We start from the raw sequence: 20,497 nt of genomic DNA, 5'->3' as shown, positions 1-20,497 counted from the left end.
ATGTGCAATGGTCATTTTTAGAGTAAAAAACCTAAGCTTTGCCTAATTGACCCGAATACATAAGAACCTGTGGGAGCGAGCTTGCTCGCGATGGCGGTGGGTCAGCCAACATTTCTGTTACTGACAGACCGCTATCGCGAGCAAGCTCGCTCCCACAGGGTTCCACTTTCACTCTCGAGCGTCAGGCGATATCGCGCAACTCCCGGCGCAGAATCTTGCCCACCGGCGTCATCGGCAGCGACTCTCGCAGTACGATGTGCTTGGGCACCTTGTAGCCGGTGAAGTTTTCCTTGCAGTACGCCTTGAGTTCTTCGAGGCTGACTCCGGCCTCACGCGCGACCACGAACAGCTTCACCGCCTCCCCCGAACGCTCGTCCGGCACGCCGATCACCGCGCAACTGGCGACTTTCGGATGGGCCATCACCACATCCTCGATTTCATTCGGGTACACGTTGAAACCCGAGACGATGATCATGTCCTTCTTGCGATCGACAATCCGCACGAACCCGTCGGGGTCGATCACCGCGATATCACCCGACTTGAACCAGCCCTCGCTGTCGAGCACTTCGGCGGTCGCTTCGGGCTTGTTCCAATAGCCTTTCATGATCTGCGGGCCCTTGATGCACAGCTCGCCACGCTCACCGAGGGGCATCTCGACGCCGTCGTCGCTGATGACCTTCATCAGCGTACCCGGCACCGGCAGCCCCACCGTACCCAGGCGCGACTTGCCGCCGTAAGGGTTGGCGCTGGCCACCGGCGAGGTTTCGGTCAGCCCGTAGCCCTCGGTAATGCTGCAACCGGTGAGTTGTTTCCAACGTTCGGCGGTGGCCTTGACCAGCGCGGTGCCGCCTGAATTGGTGACCTTGAGGTTGGAGAAGTCCAGCGTCTTGAAATCCGGGTGGTCCATCAGCGCCACGAACAGCGTGTTGAGTCCCAGCAGCAGCGAAAACCGCCAGTTCTTCAGCTCCTTGATGAAACCGCCGATGTCCCGCGGGTTGGTGATCAGCACGTTGTGGTTGCCGGTGACCATCATGCACATGCAGTTCGCCGTGAAGGCATAGATATGGTAAAGCGGCAGCGGCGCGATCATGACTTCCTGTCCTTCGCGCAACAGCGGCTGGCCGTCGTCACCGATCTGCCCCAGACAGGCGCGGGCCTGTTGCATGTTGGCCACCAGGTTGCCGTGGGTCAGCATCGCGCCTTTCGCCAAACCGGTGGTGCCACCGGTGTATTGCAATACAGCGATGTCGTCGAGGCTGACGTTCAACGGCTTGATGCCCTGGCCGCGTCCCAGGCGCAAGGCGCTCTTGAAGGAAATAGCCTGGGGCAGCGAATAGGCCGGGACCATTTTCTTGACCTTGCTCACCACCGTATTCACCAGCCAGCCCTTGGCGGTGGGCATCAGGTCGCCCATCTTCGCTTCGATCAGGTATTGCAGGTCGGTGTCGGGCAGCACTTCCTGGACCTTCTGCCCGAACAGATTCATGTACACCAGCGCCCGGGCACCGGAGTCCTTGAACTGATGGCGCATTTCCCGTGGGGTGTAGAGCGGGTTGGTATTGACCACGATGAGCCCGGCGCGCAGGGCTCCGAAGACAGCGATCGGGTATTGCAGGACATTGGGCATCTGCACGGCGATGCGATCGCCTGGCGCCAGGTCGGTATGGGCTTGCAGGTAACCGGCAAAGGCCGCGCTGTAGCGCTCGAGCTCGGCGTAGGTGAGCGTTACCCCCATGTTGCTGAACGCCGGACGATCGGCAAATTTCTTGCAGGAACGCTCGAACACCTCGACAACCGACTTGTAGGTACCTGGCTCGATATCCGAGGGTACGCCGGCCGGGCGTTTGTCATTCCAGAAATCAGGCTGCATTGTTTTTGTCCTCTTTACCTGAACCTATCCGGGCCGCCTCTGTATCGCGCGTGGAGACGGAGCTCTTGGGACACTAGCAGCTATGGCCATTCAGGCAAATATGGCAACTTGCGTCATAGATTGTGTGAATCTTCCTGAATTGCCTTGGGCTGATCAGACGGGACGCAACGGATGGGCTATACAATGCAGCGACGCTGCGTCTGACTTTGTGCAAAGGAACCGCCATGATCCACCAAACGTTCTGGCTGACCGCGACTGACCACAGCCGCCTGTTCGTCAATCAGTGGTTGCCCGAAACCGCCCCGCTGGCGGTGATCATGCTGGCCCACGGCATGGCCGAACACAGCGGCCGCTATGGGCGCCTGGCCCAGGCACTGTGCGATGAAGGTTACGGTGTCTACGCGCCGGACCTGCGTGGCCATGGCAAGACCGGCGAAGCAGCGGTCCTCGGCCACTTTGCCGACCAGGACGGCTGGGCCAAGGTTGTCGGCGACCTGGCGAGCCTGAACCACCACATCTGCCAGCAACATCCAGAAATACCAATTCTGCTGCTGGGCCACAGCATGGGCAGCTATATCGCCCAGGGTTACCTGTTACACCACAGCGCCAGCCTGCATGGCGCCCTCCTCAGCGGTTCCAATTTCCAACCCGTGGCGCTTTATCGCGCGGCGCGACTGATCGCCCGTTTCGAACGCAGGCGGCAAGGCGCCGCCGGGCGCAGCGCCCTGATCGAATGGCTGTCATTTGGCAGTTTCAACAAAAAACTCAAACCGACGCGCACGCCCTTCGACTGGCTCAGCCGCGACCCCGCCGAAGTGGACAAGTACGTCAGCGACCCGCTGTGCGGCTTTCGTTGCACCAATCAGCTCTGGATCGACCTGCTCGGCGGGTTGCAGCAGATCAGCAAAGCGTCCAATCTCGCGCAGATCGATCCAGGCCTGCCGCTGCTGGTGATTGGCGGCGAATGTGATCCGGTGAGCGAAGGCAAGCGTCTCAAGGATCTGGCCGATGCCTTGAGCGGCGCCGGCAATCAGCATCTGCAATTGAAGATCTACCCGCAGGCCCGGCACGAATTGTTCAATGAAACCAACCGCGATGAAGTGACCGCCGATGTGCTCGCCTGGATCGCCCAGGCCTTGAGCCACAAGCGGCCGCCTCGCAGCGAATAAAACGACAGCGTTTTTCCTTTTTACCGTCACAGGAACCAGACATGACCCAGGTCACCAACATCCCTTACGAAGCCCTCGAAGTCGGCCAGACCGCCAGCTACAGCAAGACCGTCGAGGAGCGCGATATCCAGCTGTTCGCCGCGATGTCGGGCGATCACAACCCGGTGCACCTGGACGCCGAATTCGCCGCCGCCAGCATGTTCAAGGAACGCATCGCCCACGGCATGTTCAGCGGTGCGCTGATCAGCGCGGCGGTGGCGTGTGAATTGCCTGGGCCGGGCACCATCTATATCGGCCAGCAGATGAGCTTCCAGAAACCGGTGAAAATCGGCGACACCCTGACCGTACGCCTGGAAATCCTGGAAAAGCTGCCGAAGTTCCGCGTGCGCATCGCCACCCGCGTATTCAACCAGCGCGACGAGCTGGTGGTGGACGGCGAAGCCGAAATCCTCGCACCGCGCAAGCAGCAGACCGTGACATTGCCGGAGTTGCCGGCAATCACGGTAGGTTGATTTTCGAAGCGACACACCCTCTGTGGAGTGAATGAATTGTGGCGAGGGAGCTTGCTCCCGCTGGGGTGCGAAGCGCCCCCAAAAAAGACACCCGAATTGATCTGATCCAACGCGGGCGCCTTTTTACGACGGCTTCGCCGCCGAGCGGGAGCAAGCTCCCTCGCCACGGGGGTTCGCAGCGCGGCGGCTACTGCGGCTCGTCCCGCACTTGCACGCTCGCCGTCATCCCCGCGCTCAACGTCACGCCTTCTGGCACCTTGTCGAGCTTGATCCGCACCGGAATGCGCTGGGCCAGGCGCACCCAGTTGAAGGTCGGCTCCACTTCCGCCAGCAGTTGCGCGTCAGGGTTGGTGTTGCGGTCGGTGATGCCGCGACTGATGCTTTCCACGTGGCCTTCCAGCGCATGCCCGGCGCTCATCAACCAGACCTTGACCGGATCGCCCACGCGAATCCGCGGCAGTTTGGTTTCTTCGAAATAGGCCTGCACATAAAACGTCGAGTCATCGATCAGCGCCATGACCGGTTGCCCGGCATTCACGTAGTTGCCTTCGGCCAGGCGCAGGTTGGTGATATGGCCGCTACGCGGAGCCAGGACCTGGCTGCGGGCCAGGTTCAACTCGGCGACCTTCGCTTCGGCCTGGGCCTCGCGCAGTTCACCTCGGGCAATGCCGGCGTTGATCTGGGCGTTCTCGCGCAACTCGGCGCTGATGGCCTGGGGCCCAAGGGCTGCCCGGCGACTGGCTTCGTGCTCACGCAAACTCAACTGTTGCTGGCGGGTCTGGACCACCGCCCGGGCTTTCTCCACGGCGGCCTCGAAACGCTCGCGATCGATACTCAGCAATAAATCGCCGGCCTTGACCTGCTGGTTATCCACGGCCTTGAGCTCGCGCACCCAGCCCGAGACGTCAGGGGCGACCACCACCACGTCGGCGCGGATTCGCGCGTCACGGGTCCAGGGCGTGAGCATGTAGTACTGCCACAAATGAAACCCGGCGAAGATCGCCACGGCCACCACGCACAACGTGACGGCGACACGTACGGAGGTACGCATGTTCAACTCCTCATAACGGTCCGAGGACCAGGGTAATGACAGTCAGGACACAGACATACAGGGCACAGTCGAACAAGGCTTCGTGCCAGATCCAGCGCCCGGCGGGCAACAGGCCGAGCAACAGGCGCAACGCACCGGTCGCCAGCAGGGCCAGCACCACGTAAATCAGGAACGGGCTGAGCAGTACCCCGCCGATCGACCATTCACACAAGCCCATGGCTAAGCTCCCCTCGTTCGGATTCGTGCTGGCGACACCAGGCGCGCCAGCTGTTCTGCAGTTGCACGACGGCGCCCTGGGCCAGTTTCAGCGCATCGCTCGAAGGTTGCTGTGCCAATACTCGCAGATAGTCATCGCTCACCCGGGCCAGCGCGTCGGCCTGGTCACCGGCCGGGCCACGCTCCAAGACCTGTTCCAGCGTTTCGAAATAACGGCGCTGGGCTGGGCTTTCGGGGATTTGGGCAACGGCCAGGCTCAAGCGCAGATGCAGCAGCTCATCGCCGATGTCCAGGCCCAGCAAACCATCATCCCAACGGCTGCGCGCCGGCACCGGCAGTTCGGGGTAATGCCGGGCCAGTTGCAGCAGCCGGTCAGCCATGCGCCCGCCAAACCAGCTCTCGGCACCGCCCAGGTTGCGATGAGTCAGGCGCACCAGATCGTCCAGGGTCGCGGCCAGCAGTCGACGACTGTGCCACGCCGGGTTGCGCAGGATCAGCAGCTTGAAAGCCAACACCGCCGCGCCCACACCAATCATCATCGCTTGGGCGTTATTGAAAAAAGCCGCGACGTCGTACTTCATCGCGTTGAGCGGCGACACCAACACCACGAAATGCAGGCAGAACGAAGTGGCCGTGGCAAATATCGGCGGCTTGGCCATCCCCAGCGCCCCGAGGAACAGCGGCACGCCCATGGCCATGCAGAGCATCGCGAAACTGTTCCATTGCGGCAGCAGGATTTCGCCAATCACGAACGCCGTCGGCACCGCCAGCAGAATGCCCCGCAAGAAACTCATGCCGATCTGCGCGCCGTTTTCCCGGCTGGCGAACAGGCTGCACACCACGCAAGTGAGCACCAGGGCACCGGACGCGGCGGGCCAGGCGGTGGCCAGCCAGAAACACGACACCGCCAGGAACGCGAGAGCACTGCGGGCGCCAAAGACCACGGCCAGGGAAAGATCGCGGTGCGGCGCCAGGGTTCGCGGCGGGTCTACCGTTGCCCTGCCCTCCTGCACCGCCGCCAGCGCAGCGCAGGCGGCCAGGGCGGTATCGAGCAGCAAGGCGAACCGAGCCAGGCAATAACTTTGCGCCGAGCTGATCTGCGGGTCGTGAGAGGCGTCCCAGACCCGCGGTCGTAACGCCTGCAGTGCCGAGCTGTCCGCCTCCAGGGCTTGCTGCACCTCGTCCATCCATGGCTGAAGCGCTTCGGCTTCCTGCGGCTCAAGCTGTTTCCACTGCCTGCGCACCGAACGGGAAATGCGCAACAGCATCAGCAATTTCTGGCTCAAGCCGCTAATGGCCCGGGCACGCTGGCGACCCAGGCTGCCTTCGAACCAGGCGTGTTCACGCTGGGCATCCACCGCGACGATCTTGCCAAGGATTTCGAGCAAACCCTTGCGCGCCTGGGCATCACCCGCCAACGTGGCGCGGGCCGCCTGCATGCCGCTCAGCCAGGCGGCACGGGCCTGATCCGCCAATTGCCGCTCGACCCGCAGCGGCCAGAGCAACGCACTGGTCGCCGTGGCACAGGCGATGCCCAGGCTGATTTCAGTGCAACGCGCAACGGCTTGATCAAACACCGCAAGCGGATGGGAAATGGCCGGCAAAGCGATAATCGCCACCGTATAGCCCGCCAACACGAACGAATAGGACCAGGCGCTGCGCAACAGCGTCGAACAGGCCGTGCATACGCCCAGCCACAGCGCCAGCGCCAGTAGGAACAACCATGGCGTCTGGGCGAACAGACCCATGAACACCACTGACATGATGGTGCCCACCAGGGTGCCGAGCAATCGCGCCAAGCCCTTCTGCACCACCATCCCGGACAACGGCTGAGCAACGATGAACGCGGTCATCAGCGCCCAGGACGGCTGCTCCAGCCCCCAGCGCAACGCCAGCCACAGCGCCAGGCCGCCACCGAGCACGGTCTTGATGGCGAACTGCACAGCGAGGCGATCGGGGGCGAACAAGGCCTGGAGGGTAATGGGCACGCGAGAAACTCTTCTAGGGATGTTGTAACGATAGATCGCTGGGAAGGTGATGCAATTATTAGCTAGCTACCTATTTGAGTCCAGAGTTGTTTGTCGACCCGTCATGCGAAGGCTTTTGTGACGAGGGAGCTTGCTCCCGCTGGGTTGCGTAGCGACCCTGATTTTTGGGGCTGCTGGGCAGCCCAGCGGGAGCAAGCTCCCTCGCCACAAGAGTGTTTACCGTCAATCTGAGTCGCTCCAGACAAAAAAAACGCCAGGCTGGCTGGCGTTTTTTTGAGCAGGACACACGCTATTTAGCTGGCACGCGCCTGGTTGCGCAGGGCCTTGACCTGATCGTGGTTGCGTTGCACGCCATGGTACTGGCGCTCGACGAGGTCACGAATGCCCACCAGGTTGTGCTTGTTGATCTTCTCGATGGCTTCCTTGTAAGCCTTCAGCGCATGGTCTTCGCCGCGCTCGGCTTCGTTGAGCACCGCTTCTTCGTCCTTGCCGGTGAACATCGACTTCACGTCCACCCAACGGCGGTGCAGGTCACCGGAGACGCTGGTGGAGGTTTCCGGATCACCACCCAGGGAACGGACCGCAGCCTGCAATTCGGCCGCGGCGGTTGCGCAATCGGCGGAGCGCTTGACGAACAGCGCCTTGAGTTCAGGATGCTTGATGTCTTCAGCGCAGGTCTTGAATCCTTCCTGGCCATCCTTGCTGGTCTCGATCAGGTCGTTCAAGACAGAGATGGATTCTTTGTTGATGTCAGTCATTTTTCAGTTCCTTTGCTTGGTGAATAAAAACCTGCAAGGAATATTGCATCGGCCATGCCAGGCATCATTAACGAAATAAATACTTGTAAATCAAATATTTAAAAAACAAAGACAAATCTGTATCCGCGTTATTTGCATGATCTGTCATTTGGCCTGCATGCAGAATGCCTGTATTTTGCCGATGGTAATTATCAAGACGAATCGCAATGAATCCGGAAAAACTCGAGCTGCTGGTGACGCGCCAGATGCCCTTCGGCAAATACAAGGGCCGAATCCTTGCCGACTTGCCGGGCCAGTACTTGAACTGGTTCGCACGGGAGGGTTTTCCCAAAGGGGAACTGGGCGGGTTGCTGGCCTTGATGCAGGAAATCGACCACAACGGCTTGTCGGACCTGCTGGACCCGTTGCGAGCCAAACATGGTCTGCCCAAGCCTCGCCATTGAACACCGCCATTTATTGATTGAGCCCGCCATGCCCGAGAACACCCTTCGCGCCCACGACGAAACTTTCTGGGAAACCTTTGTCGGTCGCTACGATGTCGAGGCCGATGGCTTGCTCAATCTGGAAAACGGCTACTTCGGTCGGATGTCGCGCACCGTCGTCGAGGAATACCAGCGCAACATCGAACTCATCAACCGCAGCAACTCGGTGTACGTGCGCCAGCACTTCGACCGGGAACACGGCGAAGCCATTCGCCGCCAGGTGGCGCAACTGATCCGTGCCCCGGCGTCCACCGTGGCACTGGCCACCAGCGCAGTGGATGCCCTGCAGATGCTGATTCGCAACTACAACGGTCTCAAGCCCGGCGACCAGGTGCTGATCAGCGACGTGGAATACACCTCGGTCAAGAGCGCCATGCGCTGGCTGGCCCGCCAACGTGGCGCGGAGGTCGTTGAGCTGGTCCTTCCCTACCCTGCCACTTTCGACAGCCTGGTGGGTACTTATCGAGAAGCCTTCATTCGCTATCCGCGCCTGAAGGTGATGGCGCTGACCTACGTCAATCACCTGACCGGCCTGGTGATGCCGGTCCAGGCGATTGCCGAGGCGGCGCGGGAGTTCGAGGTCGACATCATTCTCGACGGTGCCCACGCCTTGGGGCAGATCGATTTCGACCTGAAGAAACTCGGCATCCCGTTCGCCGGCTTCAATCTGCAGAAATGGATTGGCGGCCCCCTGGCCCTGGGCTTTCTCTACATCGAACCACAACGGCTGGCCGACATCGATCCGGACATGGACGAAGCCAATTACCCGGCCACCGACATACGCTCACGCACGCCCCACAGCACGCCCAATATCCCGGCATTGCTGACGCTGCCCCTGGTGTTTGAAGAACACCGTGCCCTGGGCGGCGCGTCAGCCAAAGGCGCGCGGCTCTGTTACCTGCGCGACCTGTGGGTGAGCGCCGTTCGTGACGTACCGGGCATTGAAGTCATGACCCCGGATGACCGGCGCCTGTATTGCGGCATCACCTCGATGCGATTCACCGCACAGCCAGACCAGCAGGCAATGGCGAATCGATTGCTCAAGGACCACGGGATTTTCACCGTGGTACGCGAAACCAGCGTTGGGCCGTGCATTCGCATCACGCCGGGATTGATTACGTTGGCGCGGGATATCGAGCGGTTGAGCCGAGCACTGACCAACCTGAGCCGAATCTAGTTGTGGCGAGGGGATTTATCCCCGCTGGGCTGCATAGCAGACCCAAAAAGCATAGGGCCGCTACGCGCCCCAGCGGGGATAAATCCCCTCGCCACAGAGCCAGCGTGCTCGTTGCAAAAATCCAGGCAAAAAAAAACGGCGCGCCGACCAAGCGCACCGTAAAGCCGTAGAACACACAACGAAGTTCGGTAAGAAATCAGTCCAGCAGCGCCAGTGCCTCGGCGGTGCATTCCTGGATGCGGGCCCAGTCGCCGTTCTTGATCCACTCCGGATCGAGCATCCAGCTACCGCCCACGCACATCACGTTTTTCAACGCCATGTAGCTCTTGATATTGGCCGGGCTGACACCGCCGGTCGGGCAGAATTTCACTTCGCCAAACGGTCCGCCCAACGCTTTGATCGCCGCCACGCCACCGCTGACTTCCGCCGGGAACAACTTGAAGCGGCGATAGCCCAGGCCGTAGCCTTCCATGATGCCCGAGGCATTGCTGATCCCCGGCAGCAACGGGATCGGGCTCTGGACGCTGGCTTCCAGCAGATCGCGGGTAATGCCTGGGGTGACGATGAATTGCGAACCGGCTGCCTCGGCGGCGGCCAGCATGTGGCGATCAAGCACCGTGCCAGCACCGGTCACCAATTCCGGACGCTGTTCGCGCAGCACCTGGATGGCCTTGAGGCCGAACTGCGAGCGCAAGGTCACTTCCAACGCCGTCAGACCACCCGCGGCCAGGGCATCGGCCAATGGCAGGATGTCCTGTTCGCGAGCGATGGTGATCACCGGCAGGATCCGCGCCTTGGCGCAGAGGCTGTCGATCAGGGCAACTTTGTCCGCCATGGAAACGGTCGGGGATGGGTTTTTCATAGCGGCTGATCCTTGGTTCATGGGCACCAGTAAATCTCTAACGTAGGTTGCAGAAACGCGCGGATCGGCATTTCGGCGACATCGTCACCCGCCACCGCAGCGTTCAATGTGGTCAATTTCGATTGACCGGAAATCGCCAGCACTTTGTGTCGGGCCGAGGCCAGCAAGGCGCGGCTCATGGTCAAGCGCTGGTGCGGCACGGTCGGCGCCAGCATCGGCCAGCAACGGCGCTCGCCATCCTTATCCAGGGCCTGGGCCAGGTTCGGACTGTCGGGGAACAGCGACGCGGTATGCCCGTCGTCGCCCATGCCCAGGACCAGCACATCGATTGGAGGCAGTTCGGCCAACAAACGATCAGCCTGTTCGGCGGCGGCTTCCAGGTTGGCGCTGGCGCTGTACAGGCTCAGGAACTGGGCCTTGGCCGCAGCGCCTTGGAGCAGATAACGCTTGAGCAGGCCGGCATTGCTGTCGGCATGTTCAACCGGCACCCAGCGCTCGTCAGCCAGGCTCACCACCACCTTCGACCAGTCCAGCGCCTGCTTGGCCAAGTGCTGGAAAAACGCCACCGGGCTGCGCCCACCGGAAACCACCAGGGTTGCCGCGCCTTTGGCATCGATTGCGGCGCGCAGTTGCTCCGCCACGTTCAGCGCCAGTTTTTCCGCCAGCGCCACCGGGCTCTTGAATGCCAGGGCGGTGACGCCCTGGGGCAGTTGCAATTCAGATATCGCCATACCATGACCTCCCATCCCGCGTGATCAGTGCAATGGAGCTCATCGGCCCCCAGGACCCAGCGGCATACGGCTTGGGCGCATCGCCGGACTTCTTCCATCCGGCGATCAACTGGTCACACCACGTCCACGCGGCTTCGATTTCATCTTTACGGACAAACAGGTTCTGATTGCCGTTCATGACTTCCAGCAACAACCGCTCGTAGGCATCGGGAATCCGCGCGCTGCGATAGGTGTCGGAGAAGTTGAGTTGCAGCGGACCGCTGCGCAATTGCATGCCCTTGTCCAGGCCTTGCTCCTTGGTCATCACCCGCAAGGAAATCCCTTCGTCCGGTTGCAGGCGGATGATCAGTTTGTTGCTGATCTGCAGGCGCTGCTCGGGGGCGAAGATGTAGTGGGACGGTTCCTTGAAGTGAATCACGATCTGCGACAGCTTTTGCGGCATGCGCTTGCCGGTGCGCAGGTAGAACGGAACACCGGCCCAGCGCCAGTTGCGAATGTCGGCGCGCAGGGCAACAAAAGTCTCGGTGTCGCTCTGGGTGTTGGAATTTGGTTCTTCCAGATAACCCGGAACCGCCTTGCCTTCGCTGTGGCCGGCGATGTATTGGCCGCGCACCACCTGGGTGGTCAGGCCTTCCGGGCTGATCGGCGCGAGGGCCTTGAGCACCTTCACCTTCTCGTCACGGATGCTGTCGGCAGACAGGTCGGCCGGCGGGTCCATGGCAATCAGGCAAAGCAGTTGCAGCAAGTGGTTCTGGATCATGTCCCGCAGCTGGCCGGCCTTGTCGAAATAGCCCCAGCGGCCCTCGATACCGACCTTCTCGGCCACGGTGATCTCCACGTGGGAGATGTAGTTCTGGTTCCACTGGGTTTCGAACAGGCTGTTGGCGAAGCGCAGCGCGATCAGGTTCTGCACCGTCTCCTTGCCCAGGTAATGGTCAATGCGATAGGTGCGGTTTTCCGGGAAGAACTGCGCCACGGCATCGTTGACCTTGCGCGAGGATTCCAGGTCCGAGCCGATGGGTTTTTCCAGCACGACGCGGGTGTTTTCGCTCAAGCCGACCTTGGCCAGGTTCTCGCAGATCGCGCCGTAGACGGCAGCCGGCGTGGCGAAATAGGCAATGACCTGCTGCTGGGTCGAACCGGCCTGCTCGGCGAGGGCGACGTAATCCTCAGCCCTGAGGAAATCCACATGCAGGTAGGTCAGTCGCGCCAGGAAGCGCTCGATCACGGTTTCGTTGAGGTCTTTGTCACCTACATAACGGCGCAGCTCGGTGGCGATGAACGCCAGATGCTGCTGTTCGCTGCCAGGTTCGCGGGCCAACGCGAGGATCCGCGTGTCCTCGTGCAACAGGCCGGCGCCATCGAGCTGATAAAGGGCAGGAAACAGCTTGCGCAACGCCAGGTCGCCCAACGCGCCGAACAAGGCAAAGGTGCACGGTTCAACCGTAATCGAATGCATGATGTTTGTTCTTTTATCAAGTTAAGCTACAAATACCTTTTTTCAAGGTATCACTCAAGGAAAAATGTAGTAATAACCACAACATTTTTCGAAAATACCGATTCCGAGTGGTGGTCCGTCGGAGCCATCAGTAGGATAGGCCACCGCAAAGGGTCGTATCAAAGACCCGCCTCTCTAGGAATCTTGTATGGACCGCGTGCGAAATCTACTGGAGCAGATCCAGAGTCGCCTGGAAGACCTGAACAAGGCCGAACGCAAGGTGGCCGAAGTGATCCTGCTCAACCCACAGCAGGCAACCCGTTTCAGCATCGCCGCCCTCGCCCAGGCCGCTTCGGTCAGCGAACCGACCGTCAACCGCTTCTGCCGCTCGTTCGGTGTCAGCGGTTATCCGGAACTCAAGCTGCAACTGGCGCAAAGCCTGGCCAGCGGCGCGGCCTATGTCAGCCGCGCGGTTGAGGCCGACGACAACCCGGAAGCCTACACCCAGAAAATCTTTGGCAGTGCCATTGCCTCATTGGACAGTGCCTGCCAGGCCCTTGATCCAAATTTGATCAGCCGCGCCGTGGATTTGCTGATCCAGGCCCGGCAGATCCACTTCTTCGGCCTCGGCGCCTCGGCCCCGGTGGCGTTGGATGCCCAGCACAAATTCTTCCGCTTCAACCTGGCGGTGACCGCCCATGCCGACGTACTGATGCAACGCATGATCGCCTCGGTGGCCCATACCGGCGAGCTGTTCGTGATCATTTCCTACACCGGGCGTACCCGCGAGCTGGTGGAAGTGGCACGCATCGCCCGGGAGAACGGCGCATCGGTGCTAGGCCTGACCGCCGAAGGCTCGCCGCTGGCCAAGGCCAGCACCCTGAGCCTGAACATTCCCCTGCCGGAAGACACGGACATCTACATGCCGATGACTTCACGGATCATCCAGCTCACCGTGCTGGACGTGCTCGCCACCGGCATGACCCTGCGCCGGGGCGTGGATTTCCAGCCGCACCTGCGCAAGATCAAGGAGAGCCTGAATGCCAGCCGGTACCCGGTTGGGGATGAGTTCAACTGATTCGGTCCGGAACCTTCAGCGTCAGATAGTCCGTCTTCGCGAGCAGGCTCGCTCCCACAGGGGTCTGTATGAACGTCAAAGATCCATTGTGGGAGCGAGCCTGCTCGCGAAGAGGCCGGCACTTCTGAATCAAGCCCCCGCCCGCGCCTGCAAACTCAAATGCGCCCGCTCCCCCGGCGCCAGGCACACACTATCGGTGCCGCCGCTGGCCGCTTCGACGCAGACAAATTCGCTGACCTCATCCCAACTCACCCCCAGCAACGGCCGTGCGCCCGGATGCCAGACCACGGTGTCGGCACTGTCGCCCGTGTCGATGCACAACTCGCGCTGCCAGGCGTGATCCTTGAGCTGCAGTTCCCCGTCATGCTGGAACACCCGCTGGCAGCCACCGTCCACCCGCAACTCGCCTTGCTGGCGGCAAACCTCGCGGTTCAATTGGTCATAACCCTCTGCACCTTCAAGCCCAGACAGCGCTACCTCACCGATGTCGCCAATACGCCAATAGGCGTGCAACGCCTGGCTCAACTGGCAAGGCAAGCTGTCTTGATGCTCGGTGCTCAAGCGCAGTTCCATGCGTTCGCCCAGGTCGGCATGCAGGTCCACTTGCCAGTCGCACAGCTGCAATTGCCAGTGCAAATGCACGCCGTCGTCATCGCTGCGGCTGTCGAGCAGTTTCCAATTGATCAAACGCGCCCAGCCATGGGACGGCCAGGCATTTTCGCTCGGGTGACGGCCATACCAAGGCCAGCACACCGGAACGCCGCCGCGTATTGCACCGACCTGCGGCCACTTCGCCGCGCACCACAGCCAGGGTTTCTGGCCGCGTGGCTGGAAGTGCAACAACTGCGCACCCTGGCGACTGAAAACCGCCTGGCACAGCGGATGATCGATGACCAACACATCACGCTGCTGATAGCGCTCCCACGCAAACACCGGACGCTCGCGCAAGGATCTGAAAAAGCGTTGCAGGGGATGCTCATGCATGGGCTGTGGTCCTGGAAATCATTGAGTTGCTCATCTGCTTTTGTGGCGAGGGAGCTTGCTCCCGCTCGGCTGCGAAGCAGTCGTTAAGGAAGCAGATTCGGTCTGGCTGAAGCACCGAGTTGAATGGCTCAGGGGTCGCTTCGCAACCCAGCGGGAGCAAGCTCCCTCGCCACAGGTTCCTTGCCAGCCATCTCACAAAAAAAAGCGGACAGCCTTGGCCGTCCGCAAATATGCGCACATAGAGAGGAGCTTATCGCAACAGCGTTAGAACACCGACTGAATTTTCAGACCGGCCACCAAGGCGTTGTCGACCTCGTCAACACCGCCCGGGTGGGTGATGTATTGCAGGTTCGGACGCACGGTCAGCCAGTTGGTCACGTGCACGCCGTAGTTGAGTTCGTAGTTGTACTCAGTGCTACGCAGTGGCGCGAACAGTGGGTCGTTGTAGTCGGTGACACCGTTGGCGATGTTGGTCAGGTCGGCGTTTTTCTTCACGTCTTCGTTGACATGGATACGGGAGAAACCGATCCCGATGTCATCCTTCGGACGTGCGTCGAACGGTCCTTTGTACACGAACATCAACGACTGGTAGTTGTCGACGACGTTGGTGTCCTTGTCGTGGAAGGTTGCGTTGGCCGCGATGTTCAGGCCGCGGGACGCGTCGCCGTTGTGAGTAGTGAGTTGCTGTTGCGCCACGAACCAGTAGCCGTGCTTGCTATCGTGACTGCGGTAGGCGTTGCCGGTGGTAGCGGCATCGTTGCCGTCTTCGTCTTCACGGACGTCGTTGGCGTCAGCCGTGCTCTTGTAGTAACCGACACGGTATTCGCCCGGCAGGTTGTTGACCTTCGGCGACCAGACCAGTTCGACAGGAATGACGGTACCTTTGGTGCCGCTGCCGCTGAGCTTGAAGCCGTTGCCGTGCTCCAGCTGCGATGGGTTCTGGTTGTACGCACCGATTTGCGCGTAGAACTCAGGCGTGATGTTGTACTTCACGCGGATTGCAGCCTGCATGACGGGCCAGTTGTACCAGATGCCGGTCGCCCAGTTACCCACTTGGGAGCCGCAGAACGCCAGGTTCTGGAATTCGCAAGGGAAGGTGTTGAAGTCTTCGCCTTCGCCGAAGTAACCGGCCTTGACGTCCAGCTTGCCGTCGAGGAACTGGTGCTTGATCCACAATTGGGTCAAACGGACCATGTGACCACGACCATAGACTTCCTGTGAGGAACTCAAGGTGCCTGCGCGCGGGTCGCCGACGCGGTCGTTGGAGATGTTCTGCCCGTTACGGTTGGTCAGTTGGATCTTGGCTTGGGTGTTATCCCAGCCCCACAGCTTTTCCAGGTCCAGCGCCACGCCCAGACCGAACTGGTCGGCGTAACGCGCGGTCTTGTCGTTGTTATAGCCACCGTGCAGGTTGCCGCCCACTTCGCCGACATAGTCGGCCTTGATGTCGATACCCTGCTCGATCAGTTTGGTCCGTTCACCGCCCCAGTCGCCCGTCATCCACTGCGAATCGGCGCTGAACGCGTCGGCAGCGTGTGCGCTACCGGCCAGCATCATCGCCGCAACGGCTGACAACTGGCAGATAAGCTGGGCATTGTTTTTCTTCTTCATCCCTACATCCTCGTCTTTATTGTTATTAACTGTTTTTATCTAACGCGGTTTACAACGATTGCGATGGATGGTCCCCCACTCACCGCATACTCCTTTTTCTGTGGGAGCGAGCTTGCTCGCGATAGCGGTGTGTCATTCACCTCGGCAGCAACTGATCTACCGTCATCGCGAGCAAGCTCACTCCCACATAGGCCTCTCATCGACCTTTGAACTGCGCCACGTTGGCAGGCCGGTCTTCAGCCTGTGGCTGCGCGGCCACGCCCAAGCGCTCGCCGGACTTGGCGTCGAACAGCAATACTTTCGCCGGATCGAATTGCAACGTCAGGGTTTCCCCCGGCTGCGGCGCCACGTCCGGCGCCAGGCGGCAGCAGACCTTGGTGTCGTTGAGGTTGACGAATACCAGGGTGTCCGGACCGGTGGGCTCGGTGACCTGGACTTCGGCGCGAATAGTCGGCAAACCGTTTGGCTCGTTGCCCGCCAGGACGATCTGCTCCGGGCGCAGCCCGAGGATCACTTCGCGATCTTCCAGCCCGGCGTCCTGCATGCCCAGCGGCAACTCGCAACGGGCCTGGCCGCTGTCGAGCAAGGCCAGCAGGCGACCGTCCTTGCGTTGCAGGCGCAGCGGGATGAAGTTCATCGGCGGCGAGCCGATAAAACTCGCCACGAACAGGTTGGCCGGGTTGTTGTAGATGTCCTTCGGCGTGCCGAACTGCTGGATGATCCCGTCCTTCATCACCGCCACTTTGTCGCCCAGGGTCATGGCTTCGATCTGGTCGTGGGTCACGTAGACCGTGGTGGTTTTCAGGCGCTGGTGCATCAGTTTCATTTCGGTGCGCATCTCGACCCGCAGCTTGGCGTCGAGGTTGGACAGCGGCTCGTCGAACAGGTAGATCTTCGGCCGCCGCGCCAGGGCACGCCCCATCGCGACGCGCTGCTGTTGACCACCGGAGAGCTGGCCGGGCTTGCGGTTGAGCAGGTGTTCGATCTGCAGCAACTTGGCAACCCGCGCCACTTCTTCGTTGATGTCCGACTGCTTCATCTTGCGAATCTTCAGGCCGAACTCGATGTTCTCGCGCACGCTCATGGTCGGGTACAGCGCGTAGGACTGGAACACCATGGCGATGTCGCGATCCTTCGGGCTCATGCCGCTGACGTCCTGGTCGCCGATCATGATCGCGCCGCCAGTGATGGTCTCGAGACCGGCGATGCAGTTCATCAGGGTCGATTTACCGCAACCCGAAGGGCCGACCAGGATCAGGAATTCGCCTTCCTTGATCGACAATTGGATGTCCTTCAAGGTGTCGGGCAGGCCCGCGCCGTAGGTCTTGTTTACATTGCGAAGTTCAAGCGTAGCCATGATTACCCCTTGACCGCGCCAGCCGTGAGGCCGCGCACGAAATACTTGCCTGCGATCACATAGACCAGCAGGGTCGGCAGCCCGGCGATCATCGCCGCCGCCATGTCCACGTTATATTCCTTGGCCCCGGTGCTGGTGTTGACCAAGTTGTTCAGCGCCACCGTGATGGGCTGGGAGTCGCCGCTGGAGAACACCACGCCGAACAGGAAGTCGTTCCAGATCTGCGTGAACTGCCAGATCAGGCAGACCATGATGATCGGCGTCGACATCGGCAGGATGATGCGGCGGAAGATCGTGAAGAACCCGGCCCCATCGAGGCGCGCAGCCTTCACCAACGCGTCGGGAATGCTCACGTAGTAGTTACGGAAGAACAGCGTGGTGAACGCCAGGCCGTAGACGACGTGGACAAACACCAGGCCGGTGGTGGTGCTGGCCAGGCCCATCTTGCCGAGGGTGAACGAGGCCGGCAGCAGCACGGTCTGGAACGGCAGGAAGCAACCGAACAGCAACAGGCCGAAGAACAACTGCGACCCACGGAAGCGCCACATCGACAGCACATATCCGTTCAATGCGCCGATAGCAGTGGAAATCAGCACGGCCGGCACGGTGATCTTGATCGAGTTCCAAAAATAGCCGTTGACCGTGGCCCAGGCCTTGACCCAACCGATGCCGCTGACCACGGTCGGCCAGCTCAACAGGTTGCCGGTGCTGATGTCTTCCGGCGTCTTGAAGCTGGTCAACAGCATGACCACCAACGGCACCAGGTAAAGCAGTACCGCGAGGATCAGCACCGCGTAGATCGCGATGCGGCTCAGGCTGATGGACGGTTTCGCAGCGAGACTAGTCATGACGCTTGGCCCTCAGCTCGGAGTACAGGTAAGGCACGATGATCGCGAGGATCGCGCCGAGCATCAGGATTGCACTGGCCGAGCCCATGCCCATCTGGCCGCGGCTGAAGGTGAACGAGTACATGAACATGGCAGGCAGGTCGGAGGAGTAGCCCGGGCCACCGGCCGTCATGGCCGCCACCAGGTCGAAGCTCTTGATCGCGATGTGCGCCAGGATCATCACGGCGCTGAAGAACACCGGGCGCAGGCTCGGCAGCACGACTTTCCAGTAGATGCGCGGCATGCTCGCGCCATCGATCTGCGCGGCGCGGATGATCGACTGGTCCACGCCACGCAGGCCGGCCAGGAACATCGCCATGATGAAACCCGAGGCCTGCCATACGGCAGCGATCACCAGGCAATACACCACGCGGTCAGGGTCGATCAGCCAGTCCAGGCGGAAGCCTTCCCAACCCCAGTCACGCAACAATTTGTCCAGGCCCATGCCCGGGTTGAGCAGCCATTTCCAGGCGGTACCGGTGACGATCATCGAGAGCGCCATCGGGTACAGGTAAATGGTGCGGATGAAACCTTCGCGACGAATACGCTGGTCGAGGAACACCGCCAGCAGCACGCCGATCACCAGGGTGATGCCGATGAACATGCCACCGAACACCGCGAGGTTCTTGCTGGCCACCCACCAGCGGTCGTTGTCCCACAGCCGTGCGTATTGCGCCAGGCCCGCCCATTTGTAGGTGGGCAGGAAAGTCGACGTCGTGAACGACAGGACGAACGTCCACAGGATGTAGCCATAGAAGCCCACCAGGACGATGAACATGCTCGGCGCCATTACCAGTTTTGGTAGCCAGCGCTGCAATGCATCGAACGGCGAGGCCTTGCTGAACACAGCAACAGAACTCATGGGGAAATCCAAACCAAGGTTACAAGAGCCTCCCTCTGTGGGAGCGAGCTTGCTCGCGATAGCGGAGTGTCATACAGCAAATGAGTGAACTGACACACTGTCATCGCGAGCAAGCTCGCTCCCACAAGGGACCGCGGCGCTAATTACTTCGCAGACTGAACCGCTGCGCCAAGCTTCTTGGCGGCATCGGCCGGGTCGGCTTTCGGGTCGTTGATGTAGTTGGTCACGACGTCAAAGAACGCGCCTTGTACCGCCAATGTGGTCGCCATGTTGTGCGCCATGCTTGGTTGCAGGCCGCCGTTCTTGGCGTCAGCCAGGAAGTCCTTGGCGGCGGTCTGGGCGCAAGAGTCGAAACCGTACTTGCCCATGTCGGCCAGCATGTCGTTGCGCACCGGGATCGAGCCTTTGTTGATGCTGAAGACTTTCTGGAAGTTCTCGCCCAGCACGACCTTGGCGATATCCTTCTGCCCCGCCGAAGTGCCTGCATCCTTCTGCTTGAACACCGCCAGGGAGTCGATGTTGTAGGTGAAGGCTTTGTCGGTGCCCGGGAACGCTACGCACTCATAGTCCTTGCCGGCGACTTTCTTCGCCGCGGTCCACTCGCTCTTGGCCCAGTCACCCATGATCTGCATGCCGGCCTTGCCGTTGATGACCTTGGCCGCTTCCAGGTTCCAGTCCTGACCCTTGCCGTCGACGTCCATGTAGGTCGCGACTTTCTTCAGTTCGGTCAGCGCCTTGACCATTTCCGGACCGGTCAGCGCCTTGTTGTCCAGGTCGACCAGGGCTTTCTTGTAGCCATCAGCGCCCATGACCGAGAGCACCACGGCTTCGAACACGGTGCTGTCCTGCCATGGCTGGCCACCGTGGGCCAGAGGAATGAAGCCGGCAGCCTTGAGCTTGTCACCGGCTGCGTAGAATTCTTCGAGGGTGGTCGGGTTCTTGGTGATGCCGGCTTTCTTGAAGACTTCCGGGTTGATCCACAGCCAGTTGACGCGGTGGATGTTCACCGGCACAGCGACGTAGTCACCTTCGTACTTCACGGTGTCGGAGACTTTCTTGTCGAGCAGGCTGTCCCACTTTTCCGCCTTGGAAACGTCCTTCAGGACGTCGGTGTCGAGCAGACCTGTAGTCGCCCATTCCTGAATGTCCGGACCTTTGATCTGGGCGACGCCCGGAGGGTTGCCAGCCACGGCACGGCTCTTGAGCACGGTCATGGCAGTGGAACCGCCACCACCGGCGACAGCGCCGTCCTTCCAGGTAAAGCCGTCTTTTTCTACCTGGGCCTTGAGCACATCGACCGCGGCTTTTTCACCACCCGACGTCCACCAGTGGACGACTTCCACGGAACCTTTCGATTCGGCGGCAAGGGTAGTGACAGGAAATGCTGCGACGGGAAGCAAGGAAGCAAGAGAAATGACAGTAGCGAGGCGAGAAATCGCATTCATCTAGAAGTACCTTTCTTGT

19 protein-coding genes are annotated in these 20,497 nt (G+C 60.8%); 5 read left to right on the top strand and 14 right to left on the bottom strand.

Annotation, left to right across the window (positions count from 1 at the left end; all coding sequences use genetic code 11):
- Positions 1 to 181: 181 nt before the first annotated feature.
- Complete coding sequence (gene fadD2, locus FHK92_RS18700; protein WP_181289343.1) at positions 182 to 1,870, bottom strand: long-chain-fatty-acid--CoA ligase FadD2; 1,689 nt, start codon at positions 1,868 to 1,870, stop codon at positions 182 to 184.
- A gap of 224 nt (positions 1,871 to 2,094) precedes the next feature.
- On the opposite strand from fadD2, the gene FHK92_RS18695 reads away from it, so the two are divergent.
- Entirely contained in the window at positions 2,095 to 3,039 is a 945-nt protein-coding gene (locus FHK92_RS18695; protein WP_181289342.1) for an alpha/beta hydrolase, read from the top strand.
- Positions 3,040 to 3,080: 41 nt separating this feature from the next.
- Positions 3,081 to 3,551: a MaoC family dehydratase gene (locus FHK92_RS18690; protein WP_030139345.1), complete on the top strand. Its 471-nt coding sequence runs from the start codon at positions 3,081 to 3,083 to the stop codon at positions 3,549 to 3,551.
- A gap of 187 nt (positions 3,552 to 3,738) precedes the next feature.
- Here the strand turns inward: FHK92_RS18690 and FHK92_RS18685 are convergent, their stop codons facing one another.
- The 4 genes from FHK92_RS18685 to FHK92_RS18670 form a co-directional block, all read right to left on the bottom strand.
- A complete protein-coding gene (locus FHK92_RS18685) occupies positions 3,739 to 4,602 on the bottom strand; it encodes an efflux RND transporter periplasmic adaptor subunit (RefSeq protein WP_181289341.1) in 864 nt (287 codons plus the stop codon).
- Positions 4,603 to 4,612: 10 nt separating this feature from the next.
- Positions 4,613 to 4,819 (bottom strand): DUF1656 domain-containing protein, encoded by a 207-nt coding sequence (locus FHK92_RS18680; RefSeq protein ID WP_181289340.1) that lies wholly within the window; start codon positions 4,817 to 4,819, stop codon positions 4,613 to 4,615.
- A complete protein-coding gene (locus tag FHK92_RS18675) occupies positions 4,806 to 6,806 on the bottom strand; it encodes an FUSC family protein (protein ID WP_181289339.1) in 2,001 nt (666 codons plus the stop codon). The genes FHK92_RS18680 and FHK92_RS18675 overlap by 14 nt, the downstream gene beginning before the upstream one ends.
- 293 nt (positions 6,807 to 7,099) lie before the next feature.
- Positions 7,100 to 7,564 (bottom strand): PA2169 family four-helix-bundle protein, encoded by a 465-nt coding sequence (locus FHK92_RS18670; RefSeq protein ID WP_030139349.1) that lies wholly within the window; start codon positions 7,562 to 7,564, stop codon positions 7,100 to 7,102.
- Positions 7,565 to 7,770: 206 nt separating this feature from the next.
- Between FHK92_RS18670 and FHK92_RS18665 the strand changes: the two genes are divergently transcribed.
- Positions 7,771 to 8,007, top strand: coding sequence for a DUF3820 family protein (locus FHK92_RS18665; RefSeq protein ID WP_053119117.1), 237 nt, complete (start codon positions 7,771 to 7,773; stop codon positions 8,005 to 8,007).
- Positions 8,008 to 8,035: 28 nt separating this feature from the next.
- A complete protein-coding gene (locus FHK92_RS18660; protein WP_181289338.1) occupies positions 8,036 to 9,223 on the top strand; it encodes an aminotransferase class V-fold PLP-dependent enzyme in 1,188 nt (395 codons plus the stop codon).
- Between the two features lie 196 nt (positions 9,224 to 9,419).
- Here FHK92_RS18660 and FHK92_RS18655 read toward each other — a convergent pair whose 3' ends face one another.
- From FHK92_RS18655 to zwf, 3 genes are read right to left on the bottom strand one after another with little or no spacing between them, the layout of a single operon-like run.
- Positions 9,420 to 10,085 (bottom strand): bifunctional 4-hydroxy-2-oxoglutarate aldolase/2-dehydro-3-deoxy-phosphogluconate aldolase, encoded by a 666-nt coding sequence (locus tag FHK92_RS18655; RefSeq protein WP_181289337.1) that lies wholly within the window; start codon positions 10,083 to 10,085, stop codon positions 9,420 to 9,422.
- Between the two features lie 17 nt (positions 10,086 to 10,102).
- The gene (pgl, locus tag FHK92_RS18650) at positions 10,103 to 10,816 is read right to left on the bottom strand and encodes a 6-phosphogluconolactonase (protein WP_181289336.1); all 714 of its coding nucleotides are present in this window, start codon (positions 10,814 to 10,816) and stop codon (positions 10,103 to 10,105) included.
- Entirely contained in the window at positions 10,803 to 12,275 is a 1,473-nt protein-coding gene (gene zwf, locus FHK92_RS18645) for a glucose-6-phosphate dehydrogenase (RefSeq protein WP_181289335.1), read from the bottom strand. The genes pgl and zwf overlap by 14 nt, the downstream gene beginning before the upstream one ends.
- Before the next feature lie 196 nt (positions 12,276 to 12,471).
- Between zwf and FHK92_RS18640 the strand changes: the two genes are divergently transcribed.
- A complete protein-coding gene (locus tag FHK92_RS18640) occupies positions 12,472 to 13,332 on the top strand; it encodes a MurR/RpiR family transcriptional regulator (RefSeq protein ID WP_181289374.1) in 861 nt (286 codons plus the stop codon).
- Between the two features lie 129 nt (positions 13,333 to 13,461).
- Here FHK92_RS18640 and FHK92_RS18635 read toward each other — a convergent pair whose 3' ends face one another.
- The 6 genes from FHK92_RS18635 to FHK92_RS18610 all read right to left on the bottom strand — a co-directional run bounded on the left by FHK92_RS18635 (position 13,462) and on the right by FHK92_RS18610 (position 20,478).
- Complete coding sequence (locus FHK92_RS18635; RefSeq protein ID WP_181289334.1) at positions 13,462 to 14,316, bottom strand: D-hexose-6-phosphate mutarotase; 855 nt, start codon at positions 14,314 to 14,316, stop codon at positions 13,462 to 13,464.
- 264 nt (positions 14,317 to 14,580) lie between these two features.
- On the bottom strand, positions 14,581 to 15,927 hold the full coding sequence (locus tag FHK92_RS18630; RefSeq protein ID WP_181289333.1) for a carbohydrate porin: 1,347 nt from the start codon (positions 15,925 to 15,927) through the stop codon (positions 14,581 to 14,583).
- A 196-nt stretch (positions 15,928 to 16,123) separates the two neighbouring features.
- A complete protein-coding gene (locus FHK92_RS18625; protein ID WP_181289332.1) occupies positions 16,124 to 17,284 on the bottom strand; it encodes an ABC transporter ATP-binding protein in 1,161 nt (386 codons plus the stop codon).
- Between the two features lie 2 nt (positions 17,285 to 17,286).
- Positions 17,287 to 18,132, bottom strand: a complete 846-nt coding sequence (locus FHK92_RS18620; RefSeq protein ID WP_030139359.1) for a carbohydrate ABC transporter permease — start codon at positions 18,130 to 18,132, stop codon at positions 17,287 to 17,289.
- Complete coding sequence (locus tag FHK92_RS18615; protein WP_181289331.1) at positions 18,125 to 19,033, bottom strand: carbohydrate ABC transporter permease; 909 nt, start codon at positions 19,031 to 19,033, stop codon at positions 18,125 to 18,127. The genes FHK92_RS18620 and FHK92_RS18615 overlap by 8 nt, the downstream gene beginning before the upstream one ends.
- A 143-nt stretch (positions 19,034 to 19,176) precedes the next feature.
- Positions 19,177 to 20,478: an ABC transporter substrate-binding protein gene (locus FHK92_RS18610; protein WP_181289330.1), complete on the bottom strand. Its 1,302-nt coding sequence runs from the start codon at positions 20,476 to 20,478 to the stop codon at positions 19,177 to 19,179.
- Positions 20,479 to 20,497 lie beyond the last annotated feature (19 nt).

Origin of the sequence: Pseudomonas brassicacearum subsp. neoaurantiaca (assembly GCF_013608025.1) — a bacterium.
Lineage (GTDB): Bacteria > Pseudomonadota > Gammaproteobacteria > Pseudomonadales > Pseudomonadaceae > Aquipseudomonas.
Note: the sequence above shows the minus strand (reverse complement) of the source record. Positions and strands in the feature narration are given on the sequence as shown.

Coding starts and splice junctions, on each gene's coding strand:
- FHK92_RS18630 (WP_181289333.1), bottom strand. CDS start 15,927: ATGAAGAAGAAAAACAATGCCCAGCTTATCTGCCAGTTGTCAGCCGTT.
- FHK92_RS18665 (WP_053119117.1), top strand. CDS start 7,771: ATGAATCCGGAAAAACTCGAGCTGCTGGTGACGCGCCAGATGCCCTTC.
- zwf (WP_181289335.1), bottom strand. CDS start 12,275: ATGCATTCGATTACGGTTGAACCGTGCACCTTTGCCTTGTTCGGCGCG.
- FHK92_RS18695 (WP_181289342.1), top strand. CDS start 2,095: ATGATCCACCAAACGTTCTGGCTGACCGCGACTGACCACAGCCGCCTG.
- FHK92_RS18690 (WP_030139345.1), top strand. CDS start 3,081: ATGACCCAGGTCACCAACATCCCTTACGAAGCCCTCGAAGTCGGCCAG.
- pgl (WP_181289336.1), bottom strand. CDS start 10,816: ATGGCGATATCTGAATTGCAACTGCCCCAGGGCGTCACCGCCCTGGCA.
- FHK92_RS18620 (WP_030139359.1), bottom strand. CDS start 18,132: ATGACTAGTCTCGCTGCGAAACCGTCCATCAGCCTGAGCCGCATCGCG.
- FHK92_RS18670 (WP_030139349.1), bottom strand. CDS start 7,564: ATGACTGACATCAACAAAGAATCCATCTCTGTCTTGAACGACCTGATC.
- FHK92_RS18660 (WP_181289338.1), top strand. CDS start 8,036: ATGCCCGAGAACACCCTTCGCGCCCACGACGAAACTTTCTGGGAAACC.
- fadD2 (WP_181289343.1), bottom strand. CDS start 1,870: ATGCAGCCTGATTTCTGGAATGACAAACGCCCGGCCGGCGTACCCTCG.
- FHK92_RS18610 (WP_181289330.1), bottom strand. CDS start 20,478: ATGAATGCGATTTCTCGCCTCGCTACTGTCATTTCTCTTGCTTCCTTG.
- FHK92_RS18625 (WP_181289332.1), bottom strand. CDS start 17,284: ATGGCTACGCTTGAACTTCGCAATGTAAACAAGACCTACGGCGCGGGC.
- FHK92_RS18680 (WP_181289340.1), bottom strand. CDS start 4,819: ATGGGCTTGTGTGAATGGTCGATCGGCGGGGTACTGCTCAGCCCGTTC.
- FHK92_RS18685 (WP_181289341.1), bottom strand. CDS start 4,602: ATGCGTACCTCCGTACGTGTCGCCGTCACGTTGTGCGTGGTGGCCGTG.
- FHK92_RS18655 (WP_181289337.1), bottom strand. CDS start 10,085: ATGAAAAACCCATCCCCGACCGTTTCCATGGCGGACAAAGTTGCCCTG.
- FHK92_RS18615 (WP_181289331.1), bottom strand. CDS start 19,033: ATGAGTTCTGTTGCTGTGTTCAGCAAGGCCTCGCCGTTCGATGCATTG.
- FHK92_RS18635 (WP_181289334.1), bottom strand. CDS start 14,316: ATGCATGAGCATCCCCTGCAACGCTTTTTCAGATCCTTGCGCGAGCGT.